Origin of the sequence: Paenibacillus marchantiae (assembly GCF_028771845.1) — a bacterium.
GTDB classification, from domain to species: domain Bacteria; phylum Bacillota; class Bacilli; order Paenibacillales; family Paenibacillaceae; genus Paenibacillus; species Paenibacillus marchantiae.
The window spans coordinates 3,963,526-3,989,828 of the sequence record NZ_CP118270.1; the positions used below are offsets into that span (position 1 = coordinate 3,963,526).

Below are 26,303 nucleotides of genomic sequence, written 5' to 3' on the forward strand. Positions count from 1 at the left end.
CAGAGTTAAGGCTTCTCTGTCAGACCCGCTTGGTTGTTTACTCGAATAGGCGGTTGAACGTAAGGCTTGCGGGATAACGTTTTGATCTCGCCGAAGCTAATAAAACGCTTGGATTCTTCGTCCCATAGACGGAAGCGCAGGGCAGCCAGACTGGAACGTAGCGTAATCGTTGTTGCATTCTGCAATGGTGGTGTTGCATTATGTGCTTCTTCCAAGTAATAGTTAGGTACACGTGGGCTCAAGTGATGCACATGGTGGAACCCGATATTGCCGCTGATCCACTGCAACAGTTTAGGCAATTTGTAATATGAACTACCTTCAACAGCAGCCTTCACATAACTCCATTCATCTTCATTCTCAAAGTACGTATCTTCAAATTGATGCTGTACGTAGAACAGCCAGATGCCGAAGAAGCCAGAGAAGAAAAAGACGGGTGCCTGCACCAGGACAAAAGCCTGCCAGCCGATTAACCAGCACATGGAGGCATAAAGAGCTACGATCAACACTGTAGTCAGGTGAGTATTCATGCGTTCTTTGCGTCTTGCACCTTTACGGTTAAAACGGTAGGCGAACAGGAATACATAAATGGGTCCAATACCGAACATGACAAACGGATTACGATAAATACGGTAGAAGAGACGGCCCCAAGGGGAAGCGGCTTTATATTCCTCAACCGTCATCACCCAGATATCGCCAACTCCACGTTTATCCAGATTGCCGCTGGTGGCGTGATGAATGGAATGCTCATTTTTCCATTGCAGGTAAGGCGTCAGGGTTAATACACCTGTAATCGTACCGAGAATGTCGTTGGCACGTTTGCTTTTGAAGAATGAACCATGACAGCAGTCGTGGAAGATGATAAACGTTCTAAGTACAAACCCCGAGGCTACGAGGGCAATCGGAAATGTCAGCCAGTAGGACACGGACAGGCTATAGTACGCTGCGGCCCATAATAATAATAGTGGTAGTATGGAATTCACTAATTGTTGGATACTCAGGCGAAGATTATTTTTCTCATAAGGGGTCACTTCTTTTTTAAGGGCCATTTCTTTGGTTCTGCTCATAGACTTACGTCCTCCTTCAATGGTCAATAACTGTAATCAGTTCTAACCTAACGCTTCCTGGGAAGATGTCTCCAAGTGAGGCGTTTTTATCATTGTATAAGAATGCGTCCAGTGCAGTAAGTCATAAACGTCAGTACACTGTAATGATGAATATCAATGATGACCCATGACATTTGTCATGGGTGGATGAAGAAAACCTGCTTTGTAGAGCCTGAAAAACAGTATTTTTAGATTCCTTTGTACAATTTGCGCAACAATTTGTATTATGTATACAAATTTTGTGCCGGGCATGGTAGAATCTATCATTGAGTGGTTATGACAACTTATGAAATTGGTTGATAGGTTGATTTTCTGATGGATTGGATGGAGTGCATGATGAAGAAAAGAATAACGGATATTCTATTTATTATGGCGGGTGCATTTCTGTTTGCACTTGCAGTAAACCTGTTCGTCATCCCGAATGATCTGGCTGAAGGCGGCGTTACAGGGATTACAATTATTTTGTATTACCTCTTTGAATGGTCTCCTGGACTGATGAACTTGCTCCTGAATGGTATTTTGCTACTTGTGGGGTACAAATTTCTGGACAGAACGACAACGGTGTATACCATTATTGCGGTGGTATTTAACTCGCTGTTCCTGCACCTAACCGAGAGCTGGACGATCGCATCGGACGAGCTCTGGATCAATACTATTTTTGGTGGATTATTTGCCGGTCTGGGTATCGGCATGATTGTTAGAGTAGGCGGCACAACGGCGGGCACCGTTATTCTGGCCCGGCTTGCCAATAAATATCTGGATTGGAACATCAGTTATGGACTGTTATTCTTCGATCTGATCGTGGCGTTCTCGTCTTTCTTCATTATAGGGCCGCAAGGTTTGATGTGTACGATTGTCATGTTGTTCGTCGGAACCAAAACGATGGAGTTTATTATTGAAGGGCTCAATCCGAAAAAAGCAGTTACGATTATATCTACCAAACAGGATGCCATTGCTCAACAGGTCATTGAGAAGATGGATCGGGGAGTTACCGTCTTGTCTGGTCATGGCTACTATACGAAAAACCCGAAAGAGATCTTATATATTGTCATTAGCAAACAAGAAGTTCCGATGCTGAAGAAGATTGTGCGAGCGGAGGACGAAATTGCTTTCATAACGATCCATGATGTGCGTGACGTATTTGGTGAAGGATTCATTGAATTGTCCAAATCGTAATGAAACGTATATATAAGGAAGTAAGGAGCTGCGGTGTTTATCACTGCGGCTTTTTTGATTTACATAATGTAAAGTCGAAATTGAATGATTACGATGAGATCAGGCCTTGATTTTGAAATCATATCATCCGATACAGACAAAAAGCTGTACACGTTTTAAAGCCGATGATATATTAAATTTAATTCGTTAAGAAACTTAACTAACTATAAAAGGAGGCGATAAAATGGCTGGCACACCGCAGTATATCCGCAATCTGAACGAGAATTTGATTATGGATGCGCTGATCGCAACTGGTGCGATGTCCAGGGCAGATATCAGTCGTCAGACCGGACTCAGCAAACCTACGGTGTCGTCGGCGATTGAACATCTGATTGAACGAAATCTGGTGTTAGAAACCGGTAGAGCCGACAATGCCCAGGGTCGCAAAGCAACACTCATTCGATTCAATGAAACAGCTTACTATGTCTGTGGTATTGATATTGGGGCAACCCGAATTCGGATCGCACTCTCTGATCTGAATGGTGAGATTGTGGATTACAGAACGTATCCAACATTATCGGTCCAAAGCGGTGATCGAGCAGGGACGGCAATCCTTGATGTGCTTCGAAGCCATATGGATGAATTACTGACGGAAAATCAATTGAATTGGGATCAAATCCAATATATTGGTTTTGGCATTCCAGGTGTTGTACTGCCGGACTCTGGTGATATTGATCGAATCGTTGCCCCGTTAGAGGGATTGGAGAAGTTGCTCTCGCTTGAATCATTGTCGGGAGCCTTCCCGTGTGAAGTGATCCTGGAGAACGATGTGAACCTGGCTGCACTGGGGGAGTACAGGGGTGGAGCAGCAGCGGATTCCAATCTATTTGTGTTTTTCTCCATCGGTACTGGAACGGGTGCAGGCATCATGGTGAACGGGCAATTGCTACGAGGCATGGGCGGTTTGACAGGCGAGCTCGCGGAGATGTTGTTGGAAGAGGGGCGTCGATTGGAGGATGTTTTGTCAGCGGAAGGTCTGATGGAACTGGCCAAGCGTCAGTTGGATGCCAGTCTTCTTGAGGGTCCTGATTCTGGTATAGAATACCTTCGTGAACACCTGACTCCTGAGAAACTGTTTGAAGCTACCCGAGGTGGAGAATCGCAGGCTGTGAAGATTCTGAAACAATACAGCCAAATGATTGCTTCGGCTCTGCGGAATATCTGTGTCGTGCTTGCTCCCCATCTCATTGTACTTGGCGGAGGTATCGGGGGAAATGGGGATGTGTTATTGCCGTTTCTCAGACAGATCGTATCTGATCAATTCCCGGCGAAGCCTGAACTGATCTGTTCAGAGCTGGGCGAGCGGGCTGTAGTGACTGGAGCAGTGCAGGTAGCCTTGCAACAGACGATGCTGAATCTTCAGCATGAGGCATTGGAATAAGGGCGTTACTTCAATAATGATAAAGGTAAGCTGGATGGGCGAGATCGAAATTGGCTTAACCGTTAACCGCGAACAAAATGAGATTTGAATTAAACAATCAGCTAGGCTGATTTAAAAATAGAGAAGATTCATCAGACATTGAACGGGTTGAACATCGCATATAGGAGGACAAAGCTATGTTTACCGACAAAAAGGAATATTCATTTTCAACTTGCTGGAACATCAAACGTCACACTACGGGTCAGGGCATGATTGAGGAGATCAAATCCCTAGGCTTCAGACAGGTGGAGCTAAACTATAACGTGACGGACGAATTGCTGCAAACGATTGAACCGATGATTGAACGGGGAGAAATCGGCATATCCAGTGTGCACAAATACGTTTCCGCATGTAGCTGATCCCGATTATGGAACCGATTCGGTTCTGCTCGGTTTCGACGATGAGCCTCGTCGTAAGCGGGCCATTGAACTGCTGCTCGGTTCAGCTGAATATGCACATCGGTATGGTGCGAAGGCAGTTGTCGTGCATCCAGGCGAGGTGCCGTTTGAATATAATATTGATGAAGCATTGAAAAAGATATATCACGATCAAGGGCCGGACTCCACGGACTATCAATCGTTATGGCAAGAGATGATTGAGAAGCGCGAGGCGGGGAGTGCACATTACCTGAAGCGAATTCAGGAGAGTCTGGAAGAAGTGTGCGAGTTGTCGGAACAGCGCGGGTATGGGGTGAATTTTGGCATTGAAACCCGATCTCGCTGTTACCAAATGCCGACGCTGCAGGAGGCGGGCGCACTTATCCGCAGCATGAAAGGGGCACCACTCGGATTGTGGTACGATATTGGTCACGGTATGATGATGGATCGAATGGGGCTCTATGACAATGTACGTGAAGCAAATGAATTGATCGACCATGTCGTCGGGGTACATATTCATGAGACGGTAGGCTTGTCGGATCATTGGTGTCCTTATATCCATAGTAAGGACATGGCATTTTTTGATTCATTTCTGGACATCATTGATCGTTCTCCGGTCAAAGTATATGAGTTGAAAGCAGCCTGCACACCGGAAGAGATTGATGAGAGTCACCAGTTAATTACAGCTCGTATCGCCGGACGTCAAGCGGCACGGCAGCACGGATAATCTGGCAAGAGAACAGCGGTGAAAATAAACATAAAGAGAGCGGTCAGAATAATCTTACCTTTTGGGTTAAGTGGTATTCTGCCGCTCTCTTTCCGATGTGATATTTTCTAATCTGTAATTATAAGATATAATATGCATTAATCAGGCTATGGTATCCCTTCCTTCTGAACTCTTACAATGGTATTAGGGGTGCCGCTTCCCTGATTTTTTTAGTTTTTTGGACTGTGTTATACATATGAAGAACCGCCACGAGCTAGGCCAAGTATACCAATGCTGAATATATTATCGTCATGTGGGAGAGTACAAGTGATGGACTTATTCTCAATCTATTTCAGCAGGAATTTGAAAGTGATCATTGCAGAGCGCAAGGGCAAGCTGCCTGTGCGTATATTGGCGACTGCACTGAGAAATTTGGAATCGCTGGGATATACGTTTTCGACGAAACTGATAGATGTGCTGAATACCTGGGAACGTGACAGATTCGTTTTCTGGTTTGAGCAATTGATAGATGAGCTTCGAAAGATGAAAGGAATCAATTTAAAGGAAATCCTCGTGTATCCGAAATTTCCTAAGCGGAAAATGAATATTCAGGAAAGTAAATTTTATTTAAATGCTTTGATGCATTCCTGGAGACAGCAGCTTCTTGAAAAGGAGCAAGAACAGGAGCAGCGCATATTACTGCTGAACAAGCTGCGACTGCGTGTGATTCATCTCGGCAGTGAAGCAGATTTTTACCAAGTAGGAATGGACCTGCTTACAGCAAAATCTTCGTTAATGCCAGTTGCAAGAGAGCAGTTGACCTGGTTTGCAACAAAGTACGAAGGCTGGGCCACATTTGAACCAGAGGCAGGGCAAATACCTGTGAGGGAAAATGCAGCCGTTTATTGCGCGGCTTTATTAAAGGCGGGGCGTGCTTCGGTGAAGCAACTCCAGCGACATTTGCGCACGGCAACAGATATATTGCGGCTGGCTGTAGCGTGTTCCGATGGAGATGTCAGTCTGAAGGAGAACACCCGCTTCCGTTCATTTACTCGATCTGAACGTCGGGTAATACTTGCTTTATTGGAGGGTGCTTCGAACCCGCTGGAAGATTTGTTTCGATATAAAGGGCGCTGGCAGAGATTGGCCGAGCGACTGCATCCAGGTGAATATCGTCACCGTTATCCAGGGGCAATAGTGGCGCTGGACCAGTTGCGACGTGGGGAACGACCGCTTACCTTTCATGGCCGAGTGGAGCGGGCATTTGAACAGAAGGATAACAAGCTTATTGTGGAGACGCTTGCGGAACGTCCGGGAGAGATGATGGGTCAGCTGGACCGAATGATACGTTCCGGTTTTCCGGTACAGCAAGTGATCAGCAAAATGGAAACTGTGGAAGAGAAGGTATCGACAAGGGCGCTGCTTCGAGTGTTGGCCCACTTCAGCACACGGACGGAGTTTCAGGTCAGGAGGAGCTTTTTCCGCCAAGGCAACACGGCAAATCTGTATGTCTCCACTCAACCGCTACCGTCCCTCAACGTTGAGGATGTTCATGCGGTGATATCGGCGGTAGAGCATACACTGTTGAAACGGTTTGCCGTGCTTCCACCACTCGGTAATGTCTACATTGATGAAAGACTTCAAGAGTTTTCAGTTCCATGGGGAAAACGCCGGGCAAGCGAATCTCTTCGAGCTCTATCGCGTGCGTCATGGATATCGTTACCCACAGGAGATACCGTTCGTTTTTTTCTGTGGTGGAGAGAAGGCCTGAGCGGTGATGAGCGAATCGAACGTGTGGATACCGATCTGTCGGGTGCACTGTATGATGAGGATTGGCGTTATATGGACCAAACATCCCGGACCCCTCTGCAATCGAATGAATATATAGCTGCAAATAGTGGGTTTATGGTGACTGCACCGGATGGAGCGGCGAAGTATATGGATCTGCATTTGCCGTCCGTTTCTAGGTTAGGGGCACGTTATATTGTAATCATGGTTAACGCATTCAGGGATAATGCTATCAAGGATTTGTCGGAGTGTTATGCTGGCTGGATGATGCGTCAGGGGCCACAGTCGGATGAAAAATTCGAACCTTCAACGGTGCAGGAGCGAATTGATCTGACGGCAGATTCCCATATTTGTATTCCGGCCATTATTGATATACAGGAGCGGCGCATTTTGTGGTGCGATCTTGGCTTAAAGAGACAGCCTAAAGTGCATCATCCGTTGGGGGACAACAAAGCCGAATTGGCTTTGATCGCCCGGGCAATGACGGAGTTGAAACGACCAGATTTATATACCTTATTCATGCTTCACGCTAAAGCGCGGGGAACATTGGTTGAGACATTAGGGATGGCCAATCTCGTATTTACAGCGGAACTGGAATCCAATCGTGTGGCTGAAGTGGCAGAGTATCTGACAGAAGGCCCACCCGTGGAGCGCACTGTGATTACACCTCTGGAGCAGGAGTATATTATGAAGCAGTTTTTGTAACGATGTAGGTTCGGATGTTTAGTCATAGATTATTGTAAAAGGGGTATTTGTCACGTTCGACCTGCGCGGGTCACCATGACAAATACCCCTTTTGGTGTGGATTATATATTTCTGAGCCTATAGGTAGCATGAAATTGAATGGAGAAAATGAAGGTCGTTCCATTCCATTACACATTTTATTCGTACATTCGTTGTTCGACTTCAGCAAAAGCGATATCAGGGCTCTCATTTGAATTATCAATGTAAGCAACGGCTGAGGCGGGCAAGGGCCAGGCTACTTGTTTACGGGCAAGTGAAGCTGTGAAGGCATCCCAGTTCTCCAGCTTCCACTCATCCAGCGGGGATTTTCTGGCTGTAATCCGCTCTCGATACAACGCTTCATTTGCAAGATAAATATAGGCCACACGTACATCTGTATCATCCAGGGAACGTCCAATCCGTGCGAGTTCCTGCTCGATCCAGTCCGGAGTTCCGATTTCTTTGGTAAAGGGTCCTACAACCACGGTATCGATACCCAATTGCACGTTGTCCAGTGCAGCATCCATCGTAATACGATATCCCAAATCACGGCACAGCCGTTTGTATTCCGGTGAATCCCGATCGGATGGATCGAGTCCTTGTAGGGTCATTATTGCTTCAGCAGCTGGACGCAGCAGGATATCCATATCAAAAAAAGCAGCTTTATGTTTACGCGAGAGGGCTTTGGCAAGGGTTGTTTTGCCGCTCCCGGCCCCGCCAAGAAAGAAAATCAGTTTGCTCATGGTTTGAATTGCCTCCTCATAATCGGTAGAAAGAATATGTAATGTCTAAGTAAGAATAAGAGATTCGTGATGACACCTCAGGTGTGAAATGACTTATTTATTTTATCACAAACGTCTTCAATTGATAGCTAGACAGAAAAGGAAGGATCAGGTAATATTATACCTAGTTTTACTATGCATAGATTTCCGATGTATGTAGCCAAGTGGATTTATTAGGTACATGTTGAAGTTTTAAGAAGTGTGGTAAAAGTGGATGTAGTTATTGGACGTGGAAGCATGAACCAAAGGGAGTGACAGCTTTGCAGGTAAACAAACAAATGATTAAAGGCAGCACGGAGACATTGATTCTTACGCTACTGAAGGAACAGCCGCTTTACGGTTATGAATTGATCAAGGAACTCCATCGTCAATCCGAAGGTGTGTTTAATTTGAAGGAAGGTACGTTATATCCCATTCTGCACGCGATGGAGCTTGAGGGATGGGTGGAGTCTTACTGGATGGAGGTTGAAGGTAGGAAACGTAAATATTATTCCATCTGTGACAAGGGTGTGGAGGCGTTACAGCATAAAAAAGCCGAGTGGCTTTTATTCCGCGGTGCCGTGGATCGGGTGCTTGGGGAAGGAGGCTTAACATGACGGATCGACATGAGAAGATTAAACATTATCTTGATCAACTGTGTAGTCAGGTTAAGGCACGTGAAGTACATACTGATCTGCGTGATGAGCTTGGCAACCACATGGAAGAAATGATGTTGGACAAGGAGCAAGAGGGACTGAGCCAGGAAGAGGCAGCTGCATACGCCATTGATCAGATGGGTGATCCCGCAGTGGTGGGCAAAAGTATGCACAGATTGCATCGTCATCGTATGCATTGGGGGCTGTTAGTTGGATTAATTGGTTTGTCTATAACTAGCTTGTTACTGATATGGATTTTTACGACGAATGTCGCAGATGAAAAGTATCAGTCCTTATATCGGGGGCATGTGGTGTATACCGTTATAGGTGTAATGTTGATGTTGTTCTTTATTTACTTTGATTATCGTAAGTTGAAAAAAGCTGCTTGGTGGATATATATTCTACTTAATGCCCTTTTGTGGATTAATCCAATGATATCTACGGATTTTTATGGTATGAGCAGATTCCTGATTGCACCACTTGGATTTGTAATAGACCTTACCACTGCTTCAGTGTGGATTTTGCCACTTGCCATAGGGGCAATTGTGCAGGACAAGCTTCGTTCAAACTGCAATATGCAATCCATATTGACCTATATTGCTCTGGTAGCGTTACCTGTAGTGCTATTGTTTCAAATGTCGGACTGGGTTCGCATGTTTCTGTTTGGCACAATGTCCATTATTTTATTTGGTTGGCTCACGCGAAAATGGCTTTATACAGCCTTAGGTGCTGTTGTAACAGGAAGTATTTTTGTATTGTTATTGTTTTTTGCAGATCAATACGGACGCCTGAAGAGGCTTTCTGTCGTTTTGAATCTTCAGGATGACCCTTGCGGTGGCTATAGCAACAATTCCATTATTGAAATTATTCAATCAGCCGGCTGGTGGGGGAATGGAATTGATACAACGTTCGACAAGTTTAAAACGAGTTATTTAGATTACCCAGGTGTGCTGCTCATTGATGTGTTTGGCTGGTCAGCCGGAATACTGTTATTGGTGGGTATCATCTGGTTTGTTGCCAGTATGGTGAAGATCCTTCCTCACATTCGGGAAGATTTCGGTCGAATGATAATTATCAGTATCACATCTATGTTTGCGTTGCAAATCATCTATTCGTTGGCGATGACTACCGGGAAGGCTCCAATTCTTAGCATTGTTTTTCCTTTAATAGGATATGGAAATCACCTGCTTTTCGAATATGCTATGCTCGGTTTACTTCTCGGTGTGTACCGTCGGAAGGATACCATTTCCAAGAAAAATGAAAAAATACGGCAGAAGGTGGATGCCGACCCAATGACCAGTTCATAAGCATGCAACATCATTACCGCATCTTGAAACGAATGGATTGTTATGCTCGTTTAACGAGCATTCACAGGAACCAGATGTGCCTGAGGTTTACCCATCCCTGGCTGTTGAAGGAGAGGCCACGAACGGAAGGCAGGTAGGCAGTCTCCACAGGTTTTTCAGTTAAATGGAATAATAGACTCTGCTGCACCAAAAATTGTTCAATTCGGTCCAGTTCGGCAGTTCGGTCTGCGGATATTTGTGAAGCAACAACGGTTTGCAGCATCTGTTGTACACTCTTCTTGGAAGAGTCCTCCAGATGCTCGGATAAAGTGAGATAGAGATCGTACCTGCGTAATTTTTCGTCCCGGTCCCGAATCAAGGAGAAGAGAATCAGATCGGATTCCAGTCTCAGGTTCCCTTTGAATTGCTCCATCGTGCCTATGCGGACAGTACATGTGAAGCCGTTCATTTCCAATGACGATGCCAAACGTCTAGCATCCATCCGATACTGAGGAATGGTTGTGATGTGCAAGGGGATAGGTAGATCAAAAGTAGGGTGCTGAGACAAATAAGTCAATTCTTCTGCATTCATCAACACTTTATCAGCATCTCCTGAATCAGCTTCATTACTTTCATTCATGCCACTTCCATACAATTTAGTAATACACGCCTGAACATGTGCTCTTACATCCGGATCGCTTAGCGGTCCGGTTTTTTGTGTATTACAAGTGAGTAATTTGCGTACCATCACGCCTGCACTAATCTGTGTCCAGTCCCTACCCTCAGACGAGGATGGATTATGAACAAGGTGGAAGAAAGGAGATTCGATATCTTGTTTTTCATCCAAATGTGCAGGAGCACTCCACGGGATTTGTAGAATATCTACTCGGTCCAGATGGGCCCTGCCTTGAAAATACATCGGAAAAGCTTCAAGTCTGCACAGGTGATCATCCCAGGTTGTGACCTTGAAAGGCCCCGTTCCTATAGGCTTTTGCATGCTATTCGGTAGATCTGGTTCATTGTATCCATCTTTATGTTGCCCGTAAGCGGCTTGTGAAACAATCGCTGCACGGCTCGTAGAAAGAAAGGGCAAAAACAGTTCGTGAGGGGCTTTGAGCTTGAAACAAACGGTCAAGGGATCTGCTGCTTCAATCGATAGAATTTGTTTACTCACATCGCGGTATAATGTCCGCCGTTCTGTGGATTGCAGTCGTTCAAATGTATACACCACATCCGCGGCTGTCAGCAGATGTCCATTGTGAAAAGTAATCCCTTTACGCAAATAAAAGAACCATGTTTTCCGATCTGAACTGATATCCCAGGTATGAGACAGACAAGGAATAATCTCTCCATGTTCATTACGTTGAACCAGCCCGTCGAACACATGACTAGTGACAAAAGATTCTGCCAGCAAATTGATAAAAAGAGGATCAAGGGCGTGCAGTTGTTGACGGATCGGTAACCTGAGCGTATCAATTCGCTCATTATGGCTACCAGCTTCCGTATGGTGTCCAGAATAACCAAGCAGCCACTGGTTTAGGTGATCCTGCATTGTCGTAGAACTAGAGAAAGCACCAACCTGTTCGGCGGCTTGCTGCAACTCGCGGCGATTCATGGCCTGCATCATGTATTCTGCTGCAATTTGATCAGCCGGAACAAGTAAGGTCAGCTTAGAACGCCGTCCACGTCCGCGCTGGGACACCCACCGAATCCAGTCTTGGGCAACCATTTTTTTGACGATTGTTAATGTGTTACGGTGTGTACACTCGAGCAGTTCCGCAAGGTCAGAGAGCGTTACTTCATGTTCTAATAGTTGACCAAACCGGCTATGAAGCAGCAAATATTGCTGATGTAATTTCAAGGTTTTGATTCCTCCTGGAGGTTGTAGCAGATGCAATATAATAAAATAAGAAGTTTTATCGTTTTTAATTTCTATTTATATTCTTATTTTATCATCTAGAATGAAACCTAGAAAGTTTAATGGAGGTTTTTCCCATGATTGATAAAATAATGGCTTCACCCAACCGCGCTTTAATTACGCTACTATCCGCATTAATGTTAGCTATCATTCATCAGTATTTGTTCTATGGCAAGGATATTGGTGTTTCTTATCCCATCTTTGTTATCCTCTTTTATGGCTTTATGTTCTTGTTTGCCAGGGACCGCATGCGGCCATTGACCATGATTGATGCTTTTATGGCTGGGGTGGTGCTGATGCTAGCGCTAACGTTTCTGTTATACGACAATGAACCGCTGCGTATCCTTAATTTCCTGATCGTACCGGTGCTTATTATCTTACATATGACTTATCTAATTGGCAGAAAACAGAGACAATGGTGGGACATTGGATTGATCGGTACCGCGATGGACCATTTGCTGCCGCAATCCATCCGTCATTGGGGAACGGTCGCAAGCATTGTTGTGAAAACAGGAGGACGTGGGTTAGGTAAAACGCAGAAAACGGCTGCTTTCAAAGTATTCATTGGCCTTATAGCTTCCGTTCCCATCCTCATCGTGGTCGTAGCACTGCTCACCTCAGCAGATGGGATTTTTAATGAGTATTTGTCCGGTTTTCCCCAATGGCTGAACCAGATGACACTGACACCAGGATTTCCGAGAGTGATCTGGATTCTCATCGCGAGCGTTTTATTGTTCAGTTACGTATGGGGTTTCGTGCAGCCAATGCAATATGAAGCAGATAAGAGAGAAAATGCACATTGGAAAAATGGAAAAGCAATTACGGTTACTTCAGAAATCGAAAAGCGAGAAGATGTTTCCGTGAATTCCATACAGGAGAGTCCTTCCTTGAACTCAATCATAGAGGATCAGCCAGCAAATAAGCCCGCACCTGAGGCAATTTCTACTCAAGCTCATCGTGAACCTTTAAGATTGGACCCCATCATTGTGGGCACGATGCTGTTGGTCATCAACTGTGTGTATGTTCTGTTTGTACTTGTACAATTTTCTTATCTTTTTGGGGCGGGTGAGGGACATCTTCCGTCAGAATTGTCCTACGCAGAGTATGCAAGAAGTGGATTTGTGGAGCTGATACTGGTAACAGGCATTAATTTTTTCATCCTGATTATCGCTCTTCAGTTCACGCGTTCAAGCGGCAAAATAGGTTCTGTTGTGCATCAGGTGCTGCTCTTTGTCCTGGTGGGTTGTTCCGCAATCATGCTGTACTCGGCGTTTATACGCCTCAACCTGTATGAACAGGCTTATGGATATACCTACATTCGATTTCTCGTACATGCATTCATGATTTTTCTGGCGCTACTGCTGCTTATTGCAGCTCTTCGAATCCGTTATACCTCCATACCGTTGATCCGCTGGTATATTGTACTGTCCCTAGCAGCCTATGTGGCAGTCAACTATGTGGGTATGGATAAACGGATTGCGGAGCTCAATATTGCACGATATCATCAGACAGGCATTATTGATACATCCTACTTGGCGAGTTTATCTGCAGATGCCTTTCCGCTATTGCGGGAATTTGCCCAGAGAGAGTACCCGAATTTGAAAGGGGAAATGTTGGATCGTCAAGCCAACTTCGACTTGGGTGAAGAGAGTTCATGGACTTCTTTTAATATGGCAAGACATAGAGCTAAGCTAGAATTGTCCAAATTGAGAATGGAATGAATTCATCTACCTGTTTTCCAACAATGAATTTATGCAAAATCCATATGTAAGTGTTATACTATAAAAACTAACCTATAAAGGGGGTGAATCCCTTGTTTGAACTTCAGGAATTGATACCGTATATATTTTCACTCGGACTCATTTTCACAGTCAGTTACGCTTATATTGCCCATCTGCATTGCGGCATTACAGAGTACTGGATGGAAGGTGGGGCCGGAGGTGGTCTGGAACCTGGATTGCCAACCTTGTCCTTGGACGGACAACACAGACCTGAAGCTTTAAGTCGAATTGTCAGACGAAGAGAATCCCCGGATGAAGATGAACCAGATTGCCATTCCTCGTTGTATGTACTTTCTACAAAACAACGAGGAGGATATATATGGGACATAAGACAAGCAAGGGGTTCACTTTTACATCTGGCAAGGGACGGATCTATGGCCTAATTGCAATTCTTTTTGCAGTGATGCTACTGGCTGGATGCAGTAACAACGTCTCAGAGATTAATTCATCAACACCGGGGTTCTTTAACCATTATGTTGTATTTCCACTGTCGTATCTCATTCAGCACATCGCAACGATATTTAATGGAAGTTATGGGGTAGCCATTATTGTGATTACCCTCGTTATCCGTCTTGCTTTGTTACCATTGATGATGCGACAAGCAAAATCTCAGCAAGGTACCCGAGTGATCATGAATGCTATGAAGCCGGAGATGGATGCGCTCAAGAAAAAGTATGAGGGCAAAAACGACCCAGCCGATAAGCAGAAGCTTTCGCAGGAAACGATGGAGCTGTACAAGAAGCACAAGTTCAATCCGCTGAATATTGGATGCTTGCCACTGCTGATTCAGTTGCCCATTCTGTCAGGTATCTACACGGCTATCCGGCTTACACCGGAACTATCTTCCCACTCCTTTCTGTGGTTCAAATTAGGAGCGCCTGACTATGTGCTAGCAGTCGTGGTAGCAATAATTTATCTGATCCAAGCCAAGGTTTCGCAAGCCAATATGGCGCCGGAACAGCGAAAACAATTCGCAATCATGGGATATATCTCTCCTTTGATGATGGCCTTTTTCTCGCTTTCGGCACCTGCAGCGATGCCGCTGTATTGGACGATCGGCGGTTCATTCCTGGTCTTGCAGACGTTATTGTTCCGCAAATTGTATCCGGTGGAACACCCGCAAGAGCCCGTGGCTGTGCAGGTAAAGAACAAAAACATCAAACCTGCGAAGCCCGCTAAGTCCTAAGTTTTCACTCATGAGAATGGTGCAGTAGAATTGAATGAATTAAACGTATGTGTTGATATAACTGATGTTCTTCACCATAATGCAGTGTAAAGATGCCTTGTCCCATGGGACAAGGCATCTTTTTTTGTATGTCCAGTTATAACATTCAAATAGCTGGTTCATCAGACAACTGGAAACGGGATACGAAATACCAGATTAACTCACGGCGGGAGGATACGTCTGTTTTGGCAAAAATGGATTTTAAATGATCCTGTACCGTGTAAGCTGATATATGCATTGCTTCGGCAATTTCTTTGGAAGAATAGCTGCGCAGCACGTAACCCAATAGTTCTCGTTCCCGAATGGACAACCCATGACTCTCTGCGAGTAATGGCAGTAAGTCCTGCGGCATAGCCTGTTCAAGCCTGATCGCAATCTGATCCGGACCTGAAAACTGTTGCATGAGGCTGGCATGAAGCACAAGGTAACGGCCATCCAGGAGTTGAATGCAAACTTTGGAAGGCGAATGAAGGATAGGTTCTTGCGCAACTATCAGGTCGGAATCTGTACGAATCTGACGCTGTAAATGCGAACTGACTGCACGGACTGGGCGCGGCAATACATCTGGTCCCACCTGCTCCAGTAAACGTAATTGTGATAGCCAATATTGAGCGGGAGCGTTCACGGATAACAGCTCGAAAGCGTCCGATGTGATCATAATACCAGGGTCCGAGGGACTTCCGCTCTTAATCTCGTCCATAAGAGTCAGACTTGTTGATCGTAACATCAAAGCAATAGAAGGTGTCCAGGCCTGAATGCTTAGTCGCTCCTCTTCCGTGAATACGGGTTGTTCCGTCTTGCGATATAGGGTTAGATACCCCCAACAGGCTCCGCCACTGACCAGTACAGCCCGAAGTTCATCACCGAAACCTGCGGGTTGAAGGATGTTATGATACCGAGTGCTTACAATAGGGTTTTCGCTTATCGATGCATGAAGGATCGCTGTATAGTCGCCGCTGTGAATCAAATCAGCATACTTATGTATATCTTCTTCCATGTATTCATTAACGAACAGCCGGTCATGAATGGCTTCAATGCCGTCTTCCGTCACGGCACCTGTTGAGAGAAGAGTCTGTGGATCAACTGTTGTGAAGCAATACGCGTCATAGGGAACGATGTTCTGAATTTGTTTCAGGACAGCTTCCCGGTAGGTGCGCGAGGTCCAGGTTCCTTTTTCGAGAGAAGTAATGAGTCGCTGGTTCGGTTCCATGCGTGATGTCATAAAGCTTTCTCCTCTCCACATGCAGATATCCCATTGTTCTGGGATTGTACGCTCTGCGTATCATTCTATAATGAAATTAGACGAACGAAGAGTCAAGTCTAACTTGAATCCATGAGGAGTGTAGTATCGATGGACCACAATCAACCATCTTTGAACTGGGATACGGCGGATGAAAACCGTTACGAACAATCGATAGCCCTGAAAATTCCGGGTTATTCTCATATGCATGATCTGATGGAGCAACTGCTTGCCGCTTCTATCACGGATAACAACGAAGTTGAGATACTAATTGTCGGAGCAGGTGGAGGTAAGGAATTAGCTCTGCTTGGTTCTCGCCATGCGGGATGGACGTTTACTGGAGTAGATCCTTCCCAGCGGATGCTTCAGTTAGCAGAGAGAAGAGTCCGGGAGGCGGGGATCGAAGCCAGAGTGCAACTTAAATCCATTACGCTTGAAGCGTTACCGGAAGGTGAGGTCTACGACGGGGCAACAAGTATGCTAATGCTGCATTTTATTCAGGGGATCGAGTCCAAAAGACGGTTTCTGTCCAATCTAGCGGCCAGACTCAAGCCTGGGGCGCCACTCATTATTGCAGCAGTGAATGCCGATCTTCATTCGCCTGTATATCCAACCATGATGCAAGCCTGGCAGGATCACATGTTAAGTAATCGTATTCAGCTTGAAGAATGGGAGCGGTTTGCAGCTTCCCTTGGCCGAGAATCGGACCCCATCTCATCTGAACAAATGATAGAGCTGATGAGAGAATGTGGATTCTCGCACATTACACGTTATTTCGGAGCATTTTGGGTGGAGGGATATTATGCGAAACGAGACTAAAACAGATTCTGTGAAAGACCAGATTTGGGTTGTTGGCGGATACGGTCAGGTGGGGCAAATGATATGTACGCAACTGGGACGATTGTTTCCCGGCAAGGTATGGGCGGCAGGTACGCGGATGAATCGGGCTGAGAAATTCAGCCGATCTACGGGTGGTATAGTCCAGCCGCTTCAATTGGATGTACGAAAAGCGATTGACCCTGTTGTGCTTCAATCGGTCAAGTTGGTGATCATGTGTGTGGACCAGGCGGATACCCAATTTGTCGAGGCTTGTGCGAAAGCAGAGACAGATTATATTGATATTTCAGCCAATTATGACTTTCTGGGTCAGGTCGAACAGCTGCATTCCAAAATGCAGCGTTCCAAAGCAACAGCCATGCTTAGTGTGGGACTGTCGCCTGGGGTGACCAATCTGCTTGTGCGTGAAGCAGGTGCCCATATGGAGCAAGTAGACGAAGCGGACATTACTGTCATGCTGGGGCTGGGTGAAAAACACGGAAAAGCCGCGGTGGAGTGGACTGTGGATCAGATGAATGCTACCTATCAGGTCATGAAAAAAGGTAAGCCAGCGGAAGTGCAAAGTTTTCACGATGGTAAATGGATTGATTTTGGCGCAGACTTGGGCCGCAGGAAAGCATATCGGTTTAACTTTTCGGATCAACACGTCGTTGCTCGTACACTTGATATTCCAACGGTTTCCACTCGGTTATGTCTCGATTCCCGTTGGATGACTAGATCCATGGCAATTTCGAAACGTATGGGGCTGTTCACACTACTGCGTATTCCCTCCCTTCGTAATGGTACGGTCAAGGCTTTTGGGGTTATTCCCGGAGGGGAGCCGATGTTTGCAGTCAAGGTAGATGCAGTGGGATGGAAAAAGGGCAAACAAGTCCATTTCGAGCAGCTGCTGGTTGGCGAGCGTGAAGCAGATGCAACAGCAGCAGTTGCGGCGGCGGTAGCGGAGAGAATGTATCGGACGGAACTACCGCATGGCGTTTTTCACATTGAACAATGCCTTTCCTTGCAGCATATTCAGGAAGCACTTCGTTTTCCATTGAAAGTAACAACGAAGATTACGTAAATCATATATGTTGTTGGATCATTTTTTTGCTCAGGCTCTCCGATCTGCTATGATGGAACAAATAATCATGCTAGAACGGAGGCAGATCATGAACTGCATTGCTGTATTGCCTTATTACAAAGTACAGAGAGAAGTGACGGGGCTCGCACAGGAAGTACTGCATAGCGATCGGTCCATGATCCTGTACTCGGACAAGATTGTAACGAAATACCGCGAGTTTAATATTACGGAAGTGTTCGACATGTCCTTTCGGAGAATGGGGAATGAAGGTGGTTTTTTCTATCTACATACCAGCACCGGAGTCTATCCTTATATGGTCAACATAGATCCCAAGCCTTTTATCCAAACTTTCAGAACGATGACGACTCAAAAATTAACTTAGTCTTGACCTTGCCGTTACGTGAAGGCTTATCCTCGGATTTGGAAGTAAGGCAATCCAAACCTAGAGGAGTTGTGAAACGAATGAGTATATTAATCCAGCAAGCCACAATCTTAACGATGAAAGACACCGATTCCCCCTTTAAGGGGGATATTCGCATTGTAGGCGACCGTATCGCAGAGATTGCTCCCCACATTCAGGCTCAACCGGGTGATGACATTATGGATGGTCAACATAAACTGGCCATGCCAGGCCTGATCAATGCTCACCAGCATACACCGATGAGTCTGTTACGAGCATTCTCGGATGATCTGAAGCTGATGGACTGGCTTGACCGTAAGATGCTGCCTGCAGAAGCCCGGATGACACCCGAAGATATATACTGGGGAGCACAATTATCCATCGCCGAGATGATCCGTTCAGGAACTACAGCTTACGCTGATATGTACATTCACATGAATGAAATCGCAGAAGCGGTGACGGAAACCGGCATTCGGGCATCGCTCACACGCGGAATGGTATTCGTGGAGGATGACGGAGGGCGCAGATTACAGGAAGCGGTCGATTTGGTACAACGTTGGTCGGGTAAGGCTGAGGGTCGAATTACGACGATGTATGGCCCGCATTCTCCCTATACTTGCCCAGTAGAACCTTTGCGGGAAGTCATTGCGATGGCGGAACAGGAGAATGTGCCTATCCACATTCATCTGGCTGAGACGAAAGAGGAAGTTGTGAAAATTCGTGAACGCTATGGCATGACGCCAACGGAGTATTTGGAAGAGGCAGGTATGTTCGAAAAAGCACACGTACTGCTTGCCCATGGTGTACACCTGAATCGCAGAGATATTGGCAGACTGAAAGGCATGCGTGGTGGAGTAGCGCACAATCCGGTCAGCAATCTGAAGCTGGGCTGCGGAATTGCCCCAATTACCGAGATGATTGCACAGGGAATTAATGTGGGTCTTGGAACTGACGGGGCAGGCAGTGCGACAACCATCGATATGTTTGAAGAGATCAAGGCTGCGACCTGGCTGCAAAAGCTGGATTATGGTGATCCTACCCGGTTGTCGGCAAGAGAGGTACTACACATGTCTACACGGGGAAGTGCAGGTCTGTTGAACCTTCAGGATGAAGTAGGTGTGCTGGAAGTTGGGCGCAAGGCCGACCTGATTCTGATTGATCTGAAGAAACCGCATTTGCAGCCGGTTCACCAGTTGGAATCATTGCTTGCATACAGCGTGAATGGCGCCGATGTAGATACCACCATTGTGAATGGTCGTGTGTTGATGAGAGGCAGGCAGCTGCTAACGATAGATGAGGAAGAACTTTTCCGTCAGGTAGAGGTTCGTTCGAAGCGTATTGTGGAAGGGATTTAATGTGCCAAGCGGAACTAAGCAAACGGAGTCCTAATGAAAGTAGGGCTCCGTTTGCTTTTCCTTACATATTGATTTTTGACAGCTACAATTCTTTTACCAGGCAGACGCGAATTGTCCAGTTCATTATCAGTTCACACAAATTTGTTAGAATGTGAAATGGCCAATATAGATAGGGTGTATGACTTGGAGAGGAAGAGATCAAGATGACTATATTAGAAGTAAAACATGTGAAGAAATCATACACGCTGTATGGTAAGGAAAAGGTTCCTGTGCTCCATGATGTGAATTTGAGCTTTGAGACAGGAGAATTCGTCTCGATCCTTGGTGAATCGGGTTGTGGAAAGTCAACCCTTATGAATATTATTGGTGGAATGGACTCCGATTTTGAAGGGGAGATCCTTGTTCGTGGAAAGAACTTAAGTGCTATGACTGAAAAGGAAATGGATGATTATCGGAAGAATAATATCGGCTTTGTGTTTCAAAATTTCAATCTGATCCCGCATCTGTCTGTGCTGGAGAACGTTACGATTGCCATGCAAATGACGGACACAAGTGAAAAGGAACGCAATAAGCGCGCTATAGATATTTTGACCGAGGTCGGGCTGAAGAGTCATCTGAACAAACGGCCTAACCAGCTGTCGGGTGGGCAGAAGCAAAGGGTTTCCATTGCTCGTGCACTATCGAACAATCCAGACATTATTTTGGCGGATGAACCAACAGGTGCTTTGGATAAGGGAAACGGGGATCAAATCTTGGCTCTGCTGGACAGTATTGCGCAAAAAGGGATGCTGGTCATTGCGGTAACTCACTCGCAGAAAGTAGCTGATTCCGGTACGCGTATTGTGAAGGTTGAGGAGGGACGGATTAAGGATGATATCCATCTAAAAGATCGTTCCTTGACCACTTATGAAGGCAGTCGTGGTGCTTCCAGAAACTTGGGCTTACTGGCTTCTTTCAAAATGGCTCTCAAAAATATGAAACTCAACGGCAAGCGTAATGTACTGGTTGCATTGGGTGGGTCGATCGGGATTTTAAGTGTACTCCTGATGCTCTCCTTGGGTAATGGAATAACGACATATATGAACGACGAAATCAATTCAAGTATGGACCCGTTGCTTGTGGATATAACGAAGCCCAGTGCAGATGCCAAAGATATGCAAGGCCCGCAAGCCTTGATGGCAGCAGGCGAACCTTTTACAACAGCCGACATTGAGACTATTCGCAAATTCCCTAATGTGGATCATGTAGAGACCATCACTACCATTACAGGCAAATCGACTATGGTTAATTCAAAGCAAAGTGTGGCACTTACGCAGTTAACGACGTTAACGGATGCTTTTGATCCAGCAACGCTAACAACGGGTAAGCTTCCGGTAGAAAATGAGATGTTGTTACCCCTCGATACGGCGAATAAATTAAGTGGAAATGACCAAGCTGAATCCATGATCGGCAAGTCTGTGTTTCTATATATCAATGAGATGGATGGCAATAATAAACCCGTAACTTTGGAGAAAGAAATAACCATATCTGGTATTTATGAAGCGTCAGATCAAAGATCACCAATGCAGCAATCACCGGGTTACATTTCATCACAGACGTTGGAGCAAATGTATGCGGACAAAGGAATAACGATTGGGCCAATTCAGGTTAACGCTTATGCAACCGATATGAAATATGTCAATGATATTAATGCAGCAGCTGTTGATGCGGGCTTCTCAGGCTCCCAGACGGCAAAAATCATGGAAAATATCACGACATACGTGAACATGGCCACGATCGTTCTGTCTGGTATTGCAGGCATTTCGTTAATCGTATCCGGTATTATGATATTGGTTGTGCTTTACATTAGTGTCGTGGAACGAACGAAGGAAATCGGAATCCTTCGTGCGATTGGAGCAAGAAAGAAGGACATCAAGCGAATTTTCTTTTCTGAATCTGCTCTATTGGGGGTATTCAGTGGTATCATTGCGGTAGTATTTGCGATAATTATTAGTTATGTGTTGAATATTCTCTTGGACAACGCTTTTGGAGCTAAGCTAATAAATCTATCGGGATACTACATTGTGTTCGGAATCGTTGTAAGTACAGTGATTAGTATCATCGCTGGTTTGATGCCATCATCGAAGGCTGCCAAGCTGGACCCGATGGAATCCTTACGATACGAATAAATTTAAGTTGTGAATAATGAAAATTGCGGAAAGGATAATGGATACATGAACACGATTCTTGTGGTGGATGATGATTCCCATATCCGCAAATTAATCCGAATTTATCTCGAAAAAAATCAGTTTTCCGTCGTGGAAGCGCCGGATGGCCAAGAAGCACTGAACATTTTGTCTCATACCAAAATTGATTTAGCTATTGTAGATGTGATGATGCCAAGAGTAGATGGTATTGAACTGACCGAAGACATTCGATCTTATATGGATATTCCGATTCTGATGGTGACTGCCAAGGGAGAATCCAAGGATAAAGTCAGAGGATTCAATGCAGGGTCAGACGATTATTTAGTAAAACCTTTTGATCCTGTGGAGTTAATTTTGCGTGTAAAATCTTTAATGAAGAGATACAACAAGATTTCATCGAATGTTATTCATATAGGCGGTGCAACGATTGATCTGAGCAATTTGACAGTGGAGGCAGGAGCTCAAACGGTTGAATTGAAAAAGAAGGAATGTGAATTGTTGTTTGCTCTGGCGAGTTTGCCAGGGCAAATATTCACACGTACACAGCTTATAGAAGATATATGGGGAATCGATTATGAAGGTGATGAGCGTACCGTTGATGTGCATATCAAAAGGTTACGAGAACGGCTTGAACCGATCCCTAAGTTGATCATTTCGACGATAAGAGGACTTGGATATCGTTTGGAGAGTGTATGAAAATCGTGAGGAAAAGCCTGCGTCTACGAATCGTAGTTACCTTTTTTGGTATTGTGATCGTCAGTTTAATTCTCTCCTTTATATTAAATATGCGATCTCAGGAAAACACACCAAATCATTCTATGGTTACGATTGCCGAAGACATAGCTACGATGATAAATCTGATTGATGATCCGGAAAAAGTGAAAACAAGCTTGGATATCTTTGCACGATACGGCTTGGACATAAACTCCGTGAATGAACAAAGTGAAGTGCTTGCTTCACTACCAGATGATAAAGTTCATGAATTATTCGATGAAAATACCACGGAAGCGTTTATTCTATCCAATAAAGATGAGACAGCGATTGTTGGTGTTCCCAGGATGAATGAAGAAAAAGATGCGCTCCTGATCAAAATTAATTTTTCATCGATTTTTCATAATGTGAAACGTACATTATTTATATCGCTATTAACTGTCTTAGTCATAGGAAGCTTATTAATCATGTTCATGTCTGGGTACATTGTGAAACCGATCAAAAGGCTAACTGCTGCAGCTAAGAAAATGGCTTCAGGCGATCTGTCTGTCCGGTTGAAACATAATAATCCAGATGAGTTTGGTGAGCTGATGGAGAGCTTTAATCATATGGCCCGTGAGTTGCAAAAAATAGACTCAGTGCGTGATGATTTTGTCAGTAATGTCTCTCATGAAATGCAGTCCCCACTAACATCGATTAGAGGATTCACAAGAGCGCTGCAAGATGGTGTCATCCCTTTGGAAGAGCAGAAAGAGCATCTGGATATCATATACGAGGAAACATTACGCCTTTCCAGGCTTAGTGATAATTTACTTCGGTTAGCCTCGCTGGACTCGGAGCACCATCCGTTTAATCCCAGTACGTTCCAATTAGATGAGCAATTAAGAAGAACGATCGTATTAGCAGAACCCCAGTGGGCGCACAAAAATATCAGGATTGAATTGGATTTATTGCCTTGCGAGATCACGGTCGATAAAGATTTGTTTGAGCAGGTCTGGCAGAATTTAATCAACAATGCGATAAAATATACGGGTACCGCTGGGTCCATTCACATCGAAATCGAGATGTCCACGTCATTCGTGAAGGTATCGATTAGAGACTCAGGACAAGGAATACCCGAGGAGGCCCTTCCGTATATTTTCGATCGATTTTATATGGTGGACAAAGCACGGAGCAGTGCTCTTAGAGGCAATGGATTAGGGCTTTCCATCGTGATTAAAATTTTGAAATTGCATGATTGTACAATTGATGTGGAGAGCAGGGTTGGAGAAGGAACGCAGTTTACGGTTACGATCCCAGACCTTCGACTACATCTTAAGTAAGCTCAATTAGCAATATTGAAGCAATCTTGGTCCTTAGAATACAAGACCCTGTTGCTTAAATATTGCTTTTTGGTGAGCACTGCGTGAAAGATCTGATATATTGTTTTGTTTAGTGGCAGATGATTTGATAAGATAGAAGAGATGTGAGTATCAATCCATTTATATGGTGACGAGAGTGAATTAGATTCAACGTTTTATTCTATCCGCTACCCCTGCACATCTATGTGAATATATGAACATAACAATTTATTATATACAGAATGGAGCCATCCAATGAAATATCGCAATATGGAAGATTGCATTAATGATCTGGAGCAGCATGGACATTTGATTCGAGTGAAGGAAGAAGTGGACCCTCATTTGGAGATGGCAGCGATACATATGAAAGTGCATGAGGCGAAAGGCCCAGCTCTGCTTTTCGAAAATGTGAAAGGCTCCAAGTTCCAGGCTGTTTCGAACCTGTTCGGTACACTGGAACGAAGCAAATTCATGTTCCGTGGAACGCTTGAAGGTGTACAACGTGTCATGGCTGTCCGGGATGATCCAATGAAGGCACTCAAGACGCCTTTTCAGCATATCAGCACCGGTCTTGCCGCGTGGCAGGCTCTACCTAAGCAGAAGTCCATCAGTTTGCCTGTAACCGCGCAAGAGATTCAAATCTCAGATCTGCCGTTGATCAAGCATTGGCCTATGGATGGTGGAGCATTCGTTACGCTGCCTCAAGTTTATTCGGAAGACCCAGACAAGCCAGGCATCATGAACTCCAATCTGGGCATGTATCGGGTACAGCTAAGTGGTAATGATTATGAACTGAATAAGGAAATTGGACTTCATTATCAGATCCATCGCGGAATTGGTATTCATCAGGCCAAAGCAGTCAAAAAGGGAGAACCCCTGAAAGTGAGTGTATTCATTGGGGGTCCGCCGGCACATACACTTTCTGCAGTGATGCCTTTGCCTGAAGGACTCAGTGAGATGACTTTCGCGGGGCTACTTGCCGGCCGGCGTTTCCGTTACAGCTATAAGGATGGGTATTGCATCAGCAATGACGCCGATTTTGTCATCACGGGTGATATTTACCCGGACGAGACGAAGCCTGAAGGACCGTTTGGTGATCATCTTGGATATTACAGTCTGACCCATCCGTTCCCACTAATGAGAGTGCATAAAGTGTACGCCAAGCCGAATGCGATCTGGCCATTTACCGTGGTGGGTCGTCCTCCGCAAGAGGATACTGCATTTGGGGATCTGATTCACGAAATTACGGGTGATGCCATTAAACAGGAAGTTCCCGGTGTGAAAGAAGTCCATGCTGTCGATGCAGCAGGAGTGCATCCGCTTCTGTTCGCGATCGGAAGTGAGCGGTATACGCCCTATCAGACGGTAAAACAGCCAACAGAGCTGCTGACGATTGCGAGTCGTATTCTGGGTACAGGCCAGCTCAGTCTGGCGAAGTATTTGTTTATCACAGCAGAAGATCAGCAACCGCTGGATACGCACCGAGAAGTGGAGTTCCTGACGTATATCCTGGAACGAATGGATCTGCAACGGGACATTCATTTTCATACCAACACAACGATCGATACGCTGGATTACTCGGGAACCGGGTTGAATAGCGGCAGTAAGGTTGTATTTGCAGCCTATGGGGACAAGAAACGGGAATTGTGCCGTGAAGTACCGGAGACATTGAAGGATATCCGGGGTTATAGTAATCCGCAGCTCGTGATGCCAGGAATTGTAGCTATTCAGGGTGCGCCATTCAATAGTTATGCGGATACAGAACAAGAAATGAAGGCATTTACGGACATGCTGAAGGAAAAAGGAAACCTGTCTTCTTGTCCAATGATTGTATTATGTGACGATAGTTCTTTCCTGAGTGCGAATCTCAGCAACTTCTTGTGGGCGACATTTACCCGCAGTAATCCGTCCCATGATATGTACGGTGTGAACAGCAGTTACAACTATAAACATTGGGGCTGTGACCAGATCATTATCGATGCCAGAGTGAAGCCGCATCAGGCACCACCATTAATTCCGGACCCATCTGTTGAGAAAGGGATTGAACGCTTTTTCGTACAGGGAGCGAGCCTGAGTTCAATCAAAATTTAGTTGAATTCAATAAAAGCCCAAAGATTTTTTTGGGCTTTTTGGTTATATATGTGTAAAGCGATATGCCAGATATCTAAATACAAATTCAAACCGGGACTTTTTTGAAAATGGGACTGAGAAT

At 45.2% G+C, this 26,303-nt stretch carries 20 protein-coding genes and 1 pseudogene; 17 read left to right on the forward strand and 4 right to left on the reverse strand.

All coding sequences use genetic code 11. From position 1 onward, the window contains the following. Positions 1-5: 5 nt before the first annotated feature. Complete coding sequence (gene desA, locus PTQ21_RS18245; RefSeq protein WP_079694478.1) at positions 6-1,064, reverse strand: Delta(5) desaturase DesA; 1,059 nt, start codon at positions 1,062-1,064, stop codon at positions 6-8. 375 nt (positions 1,065-1,439) lie between these two features. Between desA and PTQ21_RS18250 the strand changes: the two genes are divergently transcribed. The 4 genes and pseudogenes from PTQ21_RS18250 to PTQ21_RS18265 all read left to right on the forward strand — a co-directional run bounded on the left by PTQ21_RS18250 (position 1,440) and on the right by PTQ21_RS18265 (position 7,314). Further along, positions 1,440-2,279, forward strand: a complete 840-nt coding sequence (locus PTQ21_RS18250; RefSeq protein ID WP_064640909.1) for a YitT family protein — start codon at positions 1,440-1,442, stop codon at positions 2,277-2,279. Between the two features lie 223 nt (positions 2,280-2,502). Further along, positions 2,503-3,699, forward strand: a complete 1,197-nt coding sequence (locus tag PTQ21_RS18255) for an ROK family transcriptional regulator (protein ID WP_274566588.1) — start codon at positions 2,503-2,505, stop codon at positions 3,697-3,699. 176 nt (positions 3,700-3,875) lie between these two features. Further along, a pseudogene (locus tag PTQ21_RS18260) lies at positions 3,876-4,842 on the forward strand (sugar phosphate isomerase/epimerase family protein). A 309-nt stretch (positions 4,843-5,151) separates the two neighbouring features. After that, positions 5,152-7,314 (forward strand): cytoplasmic protein, encoded by a 2,163-nt coding sequence (locus tag PTQ21_RS18265; RefSeq protein ID WP_274566589.1) that lies wholly within the window; start codon positions 5,152-5,154, stop codon positions 7,312-7,314. Positions 7,315-7,490: 176 nt separating this feature from the next. Here the strand turns inward: PTQ21_RS18265 and PTQ21_RS18270 are convergent, their stop codons facing one another. Then, positions 7,491-8,075: a P-loop nucleotide/nucleoside kinase family protein gene (locus PTQ21_RS18270; RefSeq protein ID WP_274566590.1), complete on the reverse strand. Its 585-nt coding sequence runs from the start codon at positions 8,073-8,075 to the stop codon at positions 7,491-7,493. 299 nt (positions 8,076-8,374) lie between these two features. Here PTQ21_RS18270 and PTQ21_RS18275 point away from each other — a divergent pair, with 299 nt between their 5' ends. Both PTQ21_RS18275 and PTQ21_RS18280 read left to right on the forward strand, forming a co-directional pair. Continuing rightward, on the forward strand, positions 8,375-8,710 hold the full coding sequence (locus tag PTQ21_RS18275; protein ID WP_024631897.1) for a PadR family transcriptional regulator: 336 nt from the start codon (positions 8,375-8,377) through the stop codon (positions 8,708-8,710). Then, complete coding sequence (locus PTQ21_RS18280; RefSeq protein WP_274566591.1) at positions 8,707-10,056, forward strand: FtsW/RodA/SpoVE family cell cycle protein; 1,350 nt, start codon at positions 8,707-8,709, stop codon at positions 10,054-10,056. Before PTQ21_RS18275 ends, PTQ21_RS18280 begins: the two co-directional genes overlap by 4 nt. Positions 10,057-10,117: 61 nt before the next feature. On the opposite strand, the gene PTQ21_RS18285 is transcribed toward PTQ21_RS18280, so the two are convergent. Next, positions 10,118-11,896 carry an ABC transporter substrate-binding protein gene (locus tag PTQ21_RS18285; RefSeq protein WP_274566592.1) on the reverse strand — a complete coding sequence of 593 codons (1,779 nt, stop codon included), beginning with the start codon at positions 11,894-11,896 and terminating at the stop codon, positions 10,118-10,120. Positions 11,897-12,030: 134 nt separating this feature from the next. On the opposite strand from PTQ21_RS18285, the gene PTQ21_RS18290 reads away from it, so the two are divergent. The 3 genes from PTQ21_RS18290 (at position 12,031) to yidC (ending at position 14,920) form a co-directional block, all read left to right on the forward strand. Then, positions 12,031-13,674: a DUF4153 domain-containing protein gene (locus PTQ21_RS18290; protein WP_274566593.1), complete on the forward strand. Its 1,644-nt coding sequence runs from the start codon at positions 12,031-12,033 to the stop codon at positions 13,672-13,674. A 92-nt stretch (positions 13,675-13,766) separates the two neighbouring features. Continuing rightward, the gene (locus PTQ21_RS18295) at positions 13,767-14,117 is read left to right on the forward strand and encodes a hypothetical protein (RefSeq protein ID WP_175382604.1); all 351 of its coding nucleotides are present in this window, start codon (positions 13,767-13,769) and stop codon (positions 14,115-14,117) included. Further along, positions 14,054-14,920, forward strand: a complete 867-nt coding sequence (gene yidC, locus PTQ21_RS18300; protein WP_076291022.1) for a membrane protein insertase YidC — start codon at positions 14,054-14,056, stop codon at positions 14,918-14,920. The genes PTQ21_RS18295 and yidC overlap by 64 nt, the downstream gene beginning before the upstream one ends. A 145-nt stretch (positions 14,921-15,065) precedes the next feature. On the opposite strand, the gene PTQ21_RS18305 is transcribed toward yidC, so the two are convergent. Next, entirely contained in the window at positions 15,066-16,181 is a 1,116-nt protein-coding gene (locus tag PTQ21_RS18305) for a helix-turn-helix transcriptional regulator (RefSeq protein WP_274566596.1), read from the reverse strand. Between the two features lie 129 nt (positions 16,182-16,310). Between PTQ21_RS18305 and PTQ21_RS18310 the strand changes: the two genes are divergently transcribed. From PTQ21_RS18310 to PTQ21_RS18345, 8 genes are all read left to right on the forward strand, one after another. Then, positions 16,311-17,018: a class I SAM-dependent methyltransferase gene (locus PTQ21_RS18310; RefSeq protein WP_274566597.1), complete on the forward strand. Its 708-nt coding sequence runs from the start codon at positions 16,311-16,313 to the stop codon at positions 17,016-17,018. Then, a complete protein-coding gene (locus PTQ21_RS18315) occupies positions 17,002-18,099 on the forward strand; it encodes a saccharopine dehydrogenase family protein (protein WP_274566598.1) in 1,098 nt (365 codons plus the stop codon). The genes PTQ21_RS18310 and PTQ21_RS18315 overlap by 17 nt, the downstream gene beginning before the upstream one ends. A gap of 88 nt (positions 18,100-18,187) precedes the next feature. Further along, the gene (locus PTQ21_RS18320; protein WP_064638826.1) at positions 18,188-18,481 is read left to right on the forward strand and encodes a hypothetical protein; all 294 of its coding nucleotides are present in this window, start codon (positions 18,188-18,190) and stop codon (positions 18,479-18,481) included. A gap of 80 nt (positions 18,482-18,561) precedes the next feature. Beyond that, on the forward strand, positions 18,562-19,854 hold the full coding sequence (locus PTQ21_RS18325; protein ID WP_274566599.1) for an amidohydrolase: 1,293 nt from the start codon (positions 18,562-18,564) through the stop codon (positions 19,852-19,854). A 203-nt stretch (positions 19,855-20,057) separates the two neighbouring features. After that, a complete protein-coding gene (locus tag PTQ21_RS18330) occupies positions 20,058-22,022 on the forward strand; it encodes an ABC transporter ATP-binding protein/permease (RefSeq protein ID WP_274566600.1) in 1,965 nt (654 codons plus the stop codon). A gap of 45 nt (positions 22,023-22,067) precedes the next feature. Beyond that, a complete protein-coding gene (locus tag PTQ21_RS18335) occupies positions 22,068-22,736 on the forward strand; it encodes a response regulator transcription factor (RefSeq protein ID WP_072732590.1) in 669 nt (222 codons plus the stop codon). Next, positions 22,733-24,073: a sensor histidine kinase gene (locus PTQ21_RS18340; protein WP_274566601.1), complete on the forward strand. Its 1,341-nt coding sequence runs from the start codon at positions 22,733-22,735 to the stop codon at positions 24,071-24,073. Before PTQ21_RS18335 ends, PTQ21_RS18340 begins: the two co-directional genes overlap by 4 nt. Before the next feature lie 273 nt (positions 24,074-24,346). After that, complete coding sequence (locus PTQ21_RS18345) at positions 24,347-26,182, forward strand: UbiD family decarboxylase (RefSeq protein ID WP_072732591.1); 1,836 nt, start codon at positions 24,347-24,349, stop codon at positions 26,180-26,182. The last annotated feature ends 121 nt before the right edge of the window (positions 26,183-26,303 follow it).